This window comes from Microbacterium meiriae (assembly GCF_025143875.1).
Classification (GTDB): Bacteria; Actinomycetota; Actinomycetes; order Actinomycetales; family Microbacteriaceae; genus Microbacterium; species Microbacterium meiriae.
Window position 1 is genome coordinate 1 of the sequence record NZ_JAMBDU010000028.1, and the last position, 10,116, is coordinate 10,116.

A 10,116-nucleotide genomic window follows, 5' to 3' on the forward strand; every position below is an offset into this window, starting at 1 on the left:
TCGAAATGGCCACCCATCGTTGGGTGGCCATTTTGCGTTTACGAGCGAAGAGAACAGAGAACAGGGAGCACCATGCCGGAAGAGGAAGAGCGCCGTCCACGTCGCAACGACGGGAACCAGCGCAACGAACGTCCTTCCGGAGGTCGCCCCGTATACCGCGACGGCGGTTCTCGTGCCGGCTCCGGCGACGGAAGCCCTCGGCGTGAAGGCGGTTACAACCGCGATGGTGGTGCGCCTCGTCGTGAGGGTGGTTACAACAACCGCGATGGTGCGCCCCGTCGTGAAGGTGGTTACCGCGACAGCGCTCCGCGTCGTGAAGGCGGTTACAACCGCGATGATGGTGCGCCTCGTCGTGAGGGTGGTTACAACAACCGCGATGGTGCGCCCCGTCGTGAAGGCGGTTACAACCGCGATGGTGGTGCCCCGCGTCGTGAAGGTGGTTACAACCGTGATGGTGGTGCCCCGCGTCGTGAAGGTGGTTACAACCGCGACAGCGCTCCGCGTCGTGAAGGCGGTTACAACCGCGATGGTGGTGCCCCGCGTCGCGAAGGCGGTTTCAACAACCGTGATGGTGCGCCCCGTCGCGAAGGTGGCTACAACCGTGATGGTGGTGCCCCTCGTCGCGAAGGCGGTTACAACAACCGGGATGGTGCCCCGCGTCGCGAGGGCGGCTACAACCGCGATGGTGGTGCCCCTCGTCGCGAAGGCGGTTACAACAACCGGGATGGTGCCCCGCGTCGCGAGGGCGGGTACAACCGTGACGGTGGTGCCCCTCGTCGCGAAGGCGGTTACAACAACCGTGACAGTGCCCCGCGTCGTGATGGTGGGTACAACCGCGACAGCGCTCCGCGTCGTGAAGGCGGTTACAACCGCGACAGCGCTCCGCGTCGTGAAGGCGGTTACAACCGTGACGGTGGTGCCCCGCGTCGTGAGGGTGGGTACAACCGCGATGGTGGTGCCCCTCGTCGCGAGGGCGGGTACAACCGTGACGGTGGTGCCCCGCGTCGTGAAGGTGGTTACAACCGCGACAGTGCCCCGCGCCGTGAGGGCGGGTACAACCGTGACGGTGGTGCCCCGCGCCGTGAGGGCGGGTACAACCGTGACGGTGGTGCCCCGCGTCGTGAAGGCGGGTACAACAATCGTGACAGCGCTCCGCGCCGCGAGGGCGGATTCGACCGGGAGCGGGGGAGTGACCGGTCTCGGTCCTTCCCGCAGCGCGGCGGTGCGGGGCGGGAGCGTCCTGCCAACGCGGCGAGCGAGCGTCCGCGGTTCGACGAGCCCCGCGTCCCGGAGGATGTCACGGCGCGCGACCTGCACCCCTCCGCGCGCAACGAGCTGAAGACGCTCAGCAAGGAGAACGCGGAGTTCGTCGCTCGGCATCTGGCGATGGCTTCTCGGCTGATCGACGAGGACCCGACCCTGGCGCACGAGCACGCACTCGCGGCGTCACGTCGTGCAGGGCGCATCGCGATCGTCCGGGAGACCCTGGGCATCACCGCCTACGCGACGGGTGACTTCGCCCTGGCCCTGCGGGAGCTCCGCACCTATCGCCGGATCTCCGGCAAGGACGACCAGATCGCCCTCATGGTCGACAGCGAGCGAGGCATCGGACGTCCCGACCGCGCCCTCGAGACCGGCCGCGCCGTGGACCGATCGGCTCTGACCACCCCCGTGCGCGTGGCTCTCGCGATCGCGATGTCGGGTGCCCGGCTGGACCAGGGCGACCTGGAGCTGGCCCTCGGGGAGCTCGAGATCCCGGAGCTCGACCCGGATCGCGCGTTCGAGTGGAGCCCCGCGCTCTTCGCCGCGCGCGCTGCCGTCCTGGAAGATCTCGGCCGCACGGACGAGGCGGAGTTCTGGGCGCACCGCGCCGAGGTCGCCGCGGAAGCTCTCGGTGTGGATGAGGCCGGCGACGAGGAGCTCTACGTCGAGGACGGTCTCGTCGAGGACGAGTTCTCCGACGAGGAGGAGCACTCCGCCGACGACACCGACTCCGAGGAAGAAGAGGCTTCCGACCCGGAGACCGGGGACGACTCGTCCTCCTCCGACACGAACGAGACCCCCGAGCCCGCCGAGCCGTCCATCGAGGACGAGGTGCGCGAGCTGCTCGGCGAGGACGACGAGACGGAGGACGACTCGCCCTCCGCATCCGAGAAGCCGGAGGCGTAGTGGGGCTCTTCACACCCAAGGCACGGAGGTCTCGAGCGGGACGGACGCCTCTCGAGGGCTTGGACACCGTCCTCGCTGATCTCGACGGCGTCGTCTACGCCGGTCCGGGGGCTCTGCCGCACGCGGTCGAGAGCCTGAACGCTGCGGCGCACGCGGTGCGTCTCGGCTACATCACGAACAACGCCTCGCGCACGGACGCCTCCGTGGCGGCTCATCTCACGAGTCTCGGGCTCGACGTCGCTCCGCAGGACGTCGTCACGAGCCCGCAGGCCGCGATGCGTCTGCTGTCCGGGATCGTTCCCGCGCCGGCGACCATCCTCGTCGTCGGCGGCGACGGGCTCGTCGACGAGGTGCAGAAGGCCGGGTACACGGTGACGCGCAGCGCCGAGGACGCTCCGCAGGCCGTGGTCCAGGGGTTCGCGCCCGAGGTGGCCTGGACGGACCTCGCCGAGGCGGCGTTCGCGCTGAAGGTCCCTGAGGACGAGGGCGGCATCCCCTGGATCGCCACGAACACGGACTGGACGATCCCGCGCGAGCGCGGCGTCGCCCCCGGCAACGGCACCCTCGTCTCCGCCGTGCACACCGCGATCGGTCGCCTGGCGACGGTGGCGGGCAAGCCGGAGACCCCGATCTTCGAGGAGGCGCTCGCCCGCTTCGGCGCCGCGAAGGCTCTGTTCATCGGCGACCGCCTGGACACCGACATCATGGGCGCCAGCCGCGCCGGCATCGAGTCCGCGCTCGTGCTGACCGGCATCGACCGTCCCAAGCACGTCCTCGCCGCGCCGGAAGGTTCACGCCCGACCTACATCCTCGGTGATCTGCGTGGCCTGCATGAGCCGTATCCCGAGCCCGTCGTGACCGACGGCGTGTTCGACGTGAACGGTGCCGCCGTCCGCGTCCACGGAGCGGACGTCGAGATCGTCGCCGAGTCCGGCGAGCAGCTCGACCTCCTCCGCGCCGGCGCCGCGGCCATCTGGGCGTCCGGTACGCCGGTGTTCGTGCTGCGGGTTCCCGAACGGCTGTACGCCGACCCGTTCCACCGCCCCTGAGCCACGCGTGGCGCCGTCGGCCGTCGGCGGCGCCGCGTACAGTGGAAGCGTGAGTGACGAGACGACGACCAGCGCGCCGACGGACGGCCTGTGGAGTCGTCTGCGCCTGATCGAAGGTCAGCCGCTCTCCGCACGCGCGGACTTGTACTCGGCCCTGCACGACGAACTCTCTCGACGGCTCGAGAGCGGATCCCGGCTGGAACAGCGGGAGACTCCGGGACCACGATGACGCGACTCGACGCCGCCCTCGCCTCCCGAGGACTCGCCCGTTCGCGCACGCACGCCGCCACCCTCATCGCCGACGGTCTCGTGAGCGTCGACGGTCGCCCGGTCGTCAAAGCCTCGACCGCGGTCGGCGAGGAGAACACGATCACGGTGGCCGGCGCCGACCACTACGTCAGCCGCGGCGCGCACAAGCTCATCGCCGGGCTCGACGGCTTCACCATTCCCGTGCAGGGGCGCCTCGTGCTCGACATGGGAGCCTCGACCGGCGGCTTCACGCAGGTGCTGCGGGAGCGCGGCGCGCGGCGCGTGCTCGCTGTGGACGTCGGTCACGGCCAGCTCGCCCCGTCGATCGCGGCAGACCCCGGTGTCACCGCGGTCGAGGGCTTCAACGTGCGGCACATGACCCGTGACAGTCTCGCCGCGGCGACGGGGGAGTCCGCCTCGCCCGACCTGGTGGTGGGCGACCTCTCCTTCATCTCGCTCGAGCTCGTGCTCCCCGCGGTGGTCGCCGTCGCGGCGCCGGGTTCCGATGTCCTGCTGCTCGTCAAACCGCAGTTCGAGGTCGGCCGGACGGCGGTGCGCGGCGGTCTCGTCACCGACCCCGCCACCCGTGCCGATGCCGTCGCCCGGGTGGCGTGGAGCGCGTGGGACGCGGGGATGGGGATGGCGGGGATCGTCTCTTCCCCGATCCTCGGAACCCACGGCAATGCGGAGTATCTCGTCCACCTCGTGCCGGGCGGCGGCAGCAATCCGACAGAATGGATGGACACCATCAACCGGCTGGCAGGGGGACGATGAACGAGCGCAGGATCCTGGTCGTCGCCCACGCGGGTCGCGTCGACACCGTCGCGGCCGCCCGCCGGGTGATCGACGCCCTCCGCGGCGCGGGAGTGCGCCCCGTCCTGGCGGCCGACGACCACGCGGAGCTCTCCGCGGTCGATGCGTTCTTCGCGGACGTCGAGGTGCTGGATGCCTCCGCCGGTCCGGCGTCCCTCGAGCTCGCGATCGTGCTCGGCGGCGACGGCACGATCCTCCGTGCGGCGGAACTCGTCCGCGACAGCGGCGCCCCGGTGCTCGGCATCAACATGGGCCACGTCGGCTTCCTCGCGGAGATCGACCGGGACGACATGGACGACGCGATGCGCCGCGTCATCGCCCGCGACTACGAGGTCGAGGAGCGCCTGGCGCTGTCGGTGCGGGTGAAGGACGCCTCGGGCGACGTCGTCTTCGAGACCTGGGCTCTGAACGAGGCGACCGTCGAGAAGGCGAGCCGGGAGCGCATGATCGAGGTGGTGCTCGAGATCGACGGGCGCCCCCTGTCGAGTTTCGGCTGCGACGGCATGGTCGTCTCCACCCCGACCGGCTCGACCGCCTACAACTTCTCCGCCGGCGGCCCGGTCATCTGGCCGACGGTCGAGGCCATCGCCGTCGTCCCGCTGTCGGCCCATGCCCTCTTCGCCAAGCCGCTCGTGGTGAGCCCCGACGCGGCCGTGGCGATCGAGATGCTGGAGCGGACGGACGGCTCCGGCATCCTCTGGTGCGACGGCCGTCGTTCCCACGACCTTCCGCCGGGTGCCCGCGTCGTCGTCCGTCGCTCATCGCGCCCGGTCCGCCTCGCGCGACTGCACCCCACCGCGTTCACGAATCGTCTCGTCCGCAAGTTCCAGCTGCCCGTCGAGGGATGGCGCGGACAGGAACGGAGGAGCGAGGCATGATCGAGGAGATGCGCATGCAGGGGCTCGGCGTGATCGCCGATGCCGTCCTGCCGCTCGGGCCCGGCTTCACGGCCATCACCGGCGAGACCGGAGCGGGCAAGACCATGGTGGTCACCGGTCTCGGCCTGCTTCTCGGACAGCGCGCCGACTCCGGCGCCGTGCGCAAGGGCGCGGCGCAGGCGTCGGTGGCCGGTGTGTGGATCGTGCCGGAGACCGGTGAGGTCGCCGACATCGTCGCCGAGGCCGGGGGAGAGCTGGAGCCGGCAGGCGCCGGGACTGCGGAGCTGTACGTCTCGCGCACCCTCAGCGCCGAAGGCCGCAGTCGTGCGAGCGTCGGCGGCCGCGCCGCACCGGCGGGTGTGCTGTCCTCGCTCGCCGACGAGCTCATCGTGGTGCACGGACAGTCCGAGCAGCTGCGGCTGCGATCGGCGGCCGCGCAGCGCGACGCCCTCGATCGCTTCGGCGGCGAGGCCATCGCCCGGGCGCTGGAGGAGTATCAGGCCGCGTTCGAGCACTGGCGCACGCTCGACGCCGAGATCGTCGACATCACCGCGAACCGCGACCGGCGCGCCGAGGAGGCCGCCCGGCTGCGGGAGGACCTGGCCTTGATCGAAGCCACCGCTCCCGAAGAGGGTGAGGATGAGGAGCTGACGGCCCGCGCCGAACGCCTCGCGAACGCGGAGGAGCTGCGGCTCGCGGCCGCCCTGGCCCACGGCTCCCTCTCGAACGAGGAGGGCGAGCCCGATGCGTCGGCGCTGGTCGCGGAGGCACGCCGAGCGATCGAGCGCGTGTCGGACCCGAAGCTGGCGGAGGTCGCCGAGACCCTGGCCGACATCGGCTACCGGATCGCCGACGCCGCCGGCGTGCTCTCCGGCTTCCTCGCCGACCTCGACGAGTCCGGCCCGCACGAGCTGGCAGCCGTCGAGGAACGCCGGGCCGCGCTCGGTGTCCTCATCCGTCAGCACGGTTCGCTGGCGGAGGCGCTGGCACTGTGGCAGACCGGTTCCGCACGGCTGGCCGAGCTCGACGACGACGGGGAGCGTCTGGAACGCCTCACCGCCGAGCGCGACGCGGCCAGGGCGGAGCTCGACGCCCGAGCCGACGCCCTCACCGCCGCCCGGAGCGAGGCCGCCGTCCGGCTCGGCGAGGCCGTGACCGCCGAGCTCCACGCGCTGGCGATGCCGGACGCACGCCTGGAGGTGTCCGTGGCGCCTGGTGCCGAGAGCACCCACGGGCGCGATGACGTCGCCATCCTGCTCGCGCCGCACCCCGGCGCCGAACCCCGCTCCGTCGCCAAGGGTGCGTCCGGCGGCGAGCTGTCGCGCGTGATGCTCGCGATCGAGGTCGTCATCGCGGCGACCGACCCGGTTCCCACCTTCGTGTTCGACGAGGTCGACGCCGGCATCGGCGGTGCCGCGGCCATCGAGGTCGGTCGACGACTCGCCCGACTCGCCGAGAAGTCGCAGGTGATCGCCGTCACCCATCTCGCGCAGGTCGCCGCCTTCGCGAACAACCACCTGACCGTCGTGAAATCGAACGACGGCGCCGTCACCGCCTCCAGCGTGCGGCGGCTCGACGGGGAGGAGCGCGAGGCCGAGATGGCTCGCCTGCTCTCCGGACTCGCGGATTCCGATGCCGCACTCACCCACGCCCGTGAGCTTCTCAGCCTCGGCGTCTGAACGAACTGTTAGGATAGAAGCCCGTGATGAACTCTTCTTCTGCGGGGCCCAAGAACGACACGACCAAGCACATCTTCGTGACTGGTGGTGTCGTTTCGTCTTTGGGCAAGGGGCTCACCGCGGCCAGCCTGGGCAACCTCCTGACCGCCCGCGGACTCCGCGTGGTCATGCAGAAGCTCGACCCGTATCTGAACGTCGATCCGGGCACCATGAACCCGTTCCAGCACGGCGAGGTCTTCGTGACCGACGACGGTGCGGAGACCGACCTCGACATCGGCCACTACGAGCGCTTCCTCGACATCAACCTGTCCGAGGCGGCCAACGTCACGACCGGTCAGATCTACTCGCAGGTGATCGCGCGGGAGCGCCGCGGCGAGTACCTGGGCGACACCGTGCAGGTCATCCCGCACATCACCGACGAGATCAAGCGCCGCATGCGGCTGCAGGCCACAGAGGACCCGCGTCCCGACGTGATCATCACCGAGGTCGGCGGCACGGTCGGCGACATCGAGTCGCAGCCCTTCCTCGAGGCGGCCCGCCAGCTGCGTCACGAGCTCGGTCGCGACAGCGTGTTCTTCGTGCACGTCTCGCTCGTGCCGTTCATGGGGGCGTCCGGCGAGCAGAAGACCAAGCCGACCCAGCACTCGGTCGCCGCGCTCCGTCAGGTCGGCATCCAGCCGGATGCGCTCGTGCTCCGCAGCGACCGCCCGGTGAGCGCGAGCAACCGCAACAAGATCGCCCTCATGTGCGACGTCGATGTCGAGGGTGTCATCAACACCGTCGACCTGCCGAGCATCTACGACATCCCCTCCACCCTCAACGAGCAGGGCCTGGACTCCTACATCGTGCGCCGCCTCGGTCTCGACCAGAAGGCCGACGACGTCGACTGGACGCGCTGGAACAAGGTGCTGCACGCGGTGCACAACCCCAAGCACGAGGTCACGATCGGTCTGGTCGGCAAGTACATCGACCTGCCGGACGCCTACCTGTCCGTGACCGAAGCCCTCAAGGCCGGCGGCTTCGCGCAGGAGACCAAGGTCAACATCCGCTGGATCCCATCCGACCTCTGCGAGACGCCCGAGGGCGCGCAGGAGCAGCTGGCCGAGCTCGACGGCATCTGCGTGCCCGGCGGCTTCGGCATCCGCGGCATCGAGGGCAAGCTGGGCGCGCTGAAGTTCGCCCGGGAGCAGGGGATCCCGACCCTCGGCCTGTGTCTCGGCCTGCAGTGCATGGTCATCGAGTACGCCCGCGACGTGGCCGGTATCGCCGGAGCCTCGTCCAGCGAGTTCGATCCGGACACCGCGGAGCCCGTCATCGCGACCATGGCCGAGCAGATCGAGATCCTCGACGGCGGCGACCTGGGCGGCACCATGCGGCTCGGTCTCTACCAGGCCGCTCTCGCCGAGGGCTCGCTGGCGCGCGAGGTCTACGGCGCCGCCGAGGTGTCCGAGCGTCACCGTCACCGCTACGAGGTGAACAACGCCTACCGCGATCGCCTGTCGGAGGCCGGTCTGGTGTTCTCGGGCCTCAACCCGGAGCTGGATCTCGTCGAGTACGTCGAGCTGCCGCGCGACGTGCACCCGTACTACATCGCCACCCAGGCGCACCCGGAGCTGCGTTCGCGTCCGACCGACCCGCACCCGCTGTTCCGCGGTCTCGTCGGCGCGGCCATCGCCCGGCACCGCGCGAGCGAGCTGTTCGACGTGCCCGTCGATGAGTGAGTCGGGGACGGGTCCTGTGGACGAGTCGCTGCGCGACGAGCCCTTCGAGCCGGAGGTCCTGAGCAGCGACCTCGTCTACGAAGGGCGCGTCTGGGACGTCCGCTCCGATCGTGTCCGCTACGGCGAGGGCGAGATCGTGCGGCAGTACGTCGCCCATCCCGGCGCCGTCGCGATCCTCGCGCTGGACGACGAGGGGCGGGTGCTGCTCATCCAGCAGTACCGTCACCCGATCCGCCACCGCGACTGGGAGCTGCCGGCGGGCCTCCTCGACATCGAGGGCGAGGAGCCGATGGCGGCCGCCCGTCGCGAGCTCGCGGAGGAGGCCGACCTCGTGGCCGCCCACTGGGAGCCGCTGGTGTCCTCGTGGACGACGCCCGGCGGCAACGACGAGCTCATCCGGGTGTTCCTCGCGACCGGGCTCTCGGCCGCGGAGACCGCGCACGACCGGGAGGACGAGGAGGCGGACATCCGGCTCGCCTGGGTGCCGCTGGAAGACGCCGTCGCGGGAGTGATGGCAGGACGCCTGCGCAACGGCATCCTCTCCATCGGCGTGCTGGCCGCGGCGCAGAGGCTGCGCGACCGAGGCTGAGGATGCTGCTCGATCGCGCCCTCGACGCGTATCTGCGTCACGTGACGATCGAACGCGGCCTCAGCGCGCACACGGTCGGCGCCTACCGGCGGGACCTCGTGGGCTACCGGGACTGGCTCACGGCGGAGGGGATCGACGACACCGCGGACATCACGTCCATGGTGGTCGACCGTTTCGTCGCCGACCGTGCCTCGGCGGAGCCGCCGCCCGCGGCGACGAGCCTGGCGCGCCTGCAGTCCTCGGTGCGCGGCTGGCACCGGTTCCTCGCCCGGGAGGGCATCGAGGCGGACGATCCGACTGGGCGCCTCCGCCCGCCGAAGACCCCGCGCCGGCTCCCGAAAGCCCTCACGATCGACCAGGTGGAGCGGCTGCTCGCCGCGCCGTCGGCCGAGGAGCCGCTCGGCATCCGCGACAGGGCGCTCCTGGAGCTCCTCTACGCGACGGGTGCCCGGGTGTCGGAGGCTGTCGGTCTGGACGTCGACGACATGGCGCACGGCGAGGTGCTGCGCCTGCGGGGAAAGGGCTCGAATGAGCGCATCGTCCCCGTGGGGTCGTATGCCCGCGCCGCGGTCGACGCGTATCTCACCCGAGTCCGCCCGGGCCTCGCGGCGAAGGGACGTGCGTCGGCCCGGCTCTTCCTCGGCGCGCGGGGCGCTCCGCTCTCGCGGCAGAGCGCCTGGCTGGTGATCCGTTCCGCCGCGGAGCGCGCGCAGCTCACCGCCGAGGTCTCCCCGCACACGCTGCGGCATTCCTTCGCGACCCACCTCCTGCAGGGCGGCGCCGACGTGCGCGTGGTGCAGGAGCTGCTGGGGCACTCCTCGGTCGCGACGACGCAGATCTACACACACGTCTCGGTGGACGCCCTCCGCGACATCTACGCGACCTCGCACCCCCGGGCACGCTGATCCCGCGCGGATCCGCGCCTCCTCCCGAGGCGGCCCGCCGCGCGCCGGGACGACCGGGGAACGC

At 71.0% G+C, this 10,116-nt stretch carries 10 protein-coding genes; all 10 read left to right on the forward strand.

Going from position 1 to position 10,116, the window contains the following annotated elements:
• Positions 1-172 precede the first annotated feature (172 nt).
• From M4D53_RS14720 to xerD, 10 genes are read left to right on the forward strand one after another with little or no spacing between them, the layout of a single operon-like run.
• Positions 173-1,339, forward strand: a complete 1,167-nt coding sequence (locus tag M4D53_RS14720; protein ID WP_259954737.1) for a hypothetical protein — start codon at positions 173-175, stop codon at positions 1,337-1,339.
• Positions 1,340-1,386: 47 nt separating this feature from the next.
• A complete protein-coding gene (locus tag M4D53_RS14725; protein WP_259954738.1) occupies positions 1,387-2,169 on the forward strand; it encodes a tetratricopeptide repeat protein in 783 nt (260 codons plus the stop codon).
• Positions 2,169-3,218 (forward strand): HAD-IIA family hydrolase, encoded by a 1,050-nt coding sequence (locus tag M4D53_RS14730; RefSeq protein WP_396817750.1) that lies wholly within the window; start codon positions 2,169-2,171, stop codon positions 3,216-3,218. The genes M4D53_RS14725 and M4D53_RS14730 overlap by 1 nt, the downstream gene beginning before the upstream one ends.
• A gap of 49 nt (positions 3,219-3,267) precedes the next feature.
• Positions 3,268-3,447 carry a hypothetical protein gene (locus tag M4D53_RS14735; protein ID WP_187661855.1) on the forward strand — a complete coding sequence of 60 codons (180 nt, stop codon included), beginning with the start codon at positions 3,268-3,270 and terminating at the stop codon, positions 3,445-3,447.
• Entirely contained in the window at positions 3,444-4,241 is a 798-nt protein-coding gene (locus M4D53_RS14740) for a TlyA family RNA methyltransferase (protein ID WP_187661854.1), read from the forward strand. Before M4D53_RS14735 ends, M4D53_RS14740 begins: the two co-directional genes overlap by 4 nt.
• Entirely contained in the window at positions 4,238-5,158 is a 921-nt protein-coding gene (locus tag M4D53_RS14745) for an NAD kinase (protein WP_187661853.1), read from the forward strand. The genes M4D53_RS14740 and M4D53_RS14745 overlap by 4 nt, the downstream gene beginning before the upstream one ends.
• Complete coding sequence (gene recN / locus M4D53_RS14750) at positions 5,155-6,837, forward strand: DNA repair protein RecN (protein ID WP_187661852.1); 1,683 nt, start codon at positions 5,155-5,157, stop codon at positions 6,835-6,837. The genes M4D53_RS14745 and recN overlap by 4 nt, the downstream gene beginning before the upstream one ends.
• 26 nt (positions 6,838-6,863) lie before the next feature.
• On the forward strand, positions 6,864-8,558 hold the full coding sequence (gene pyrG / locus M4D53_RS14755) for a CTP synthase (protein ID WP_187661851.1): 1,695 nt from the start codon (positions 6,864-6,866) through the stop codon (positions 8,556-8,558).
• Entirely contained in the window at positions 8,551-9,147 is a 597-nt protein-coding gene (locus M4D53_RS14760) for an NUDIX domain-containing protein (RefSeq protein WP_259954743.1), read from the forward strand. Before pyrG ends, M4D53_RS14760 begins: the two co-directional genes overlap by 8 nt.
• A gap of 2 nt (positions 9,148-9,149) precedes the next feature.
• Positions 9,150-10,052, forward strand: coding sequence for a site-specific tyrosine recombinase XerD (gene xerD / locus M4D53_RS14765; protein ID WP_259954744.1), 903 nt, complete (start codon positions 9,150-9,152; stop codon positions 10,050-10,052).
• Positions 10,053-10,116: the final 64 nt, after the last annotated feature.

Excerpts from the sequence above, each read along its gene's own strand:
- M4D53_RS14725 (WP_259954738.1), top strand. The coding sequence starts at position 1,387 with ATGGCTTCTCGGCTGATCGACGAGGACCCGACCCTGGCGCACGAGCAC.
- M4D53_RS14740 (WP_187661854.1), top strand. The coding sequence starts at position 3,444 with ATGACGCGACTCGACGCCGCCCTCGCCTCCCGAGGACTCGCCCGTTCG.
- M4D53_RS14745 (WP_187661853.1), top strand. The coding sequence starts at position 4,238 with ATGAACGAGCGCAGGATCCTGGTCGTCGCCCACGCGGGTCGCGTCGAC.
- recN (WP_187661852.1), top strand. The coding sequence starts at position 5,155 with ATGATCGAGGAGATGCGCATGCAGGGGCTCGGCGTGATCGCCGATGCC.
- pyrG (WP_187661851.1), top strand. The coding sequence starts at position 6,864 with ATGAACTCTTCTTCTGCGGGGCCCAAGAACGACACGACCAAGCACATC.
- M4D53_RS14760 (WP_259954743.1), top strand. The coding sequence starts at position 8,551 with ATGAGTGAGTCGGGGACGGGTCCTGTGGACGAGTCGCTGCGCGACGAG.
- xerD (WP_259954744.1), top strand. The coding sequence starts at position 9,150 with ATGCTGCTCGATCGCGCCCTCGACGCGTATCTGCGTCACGTGACGATC.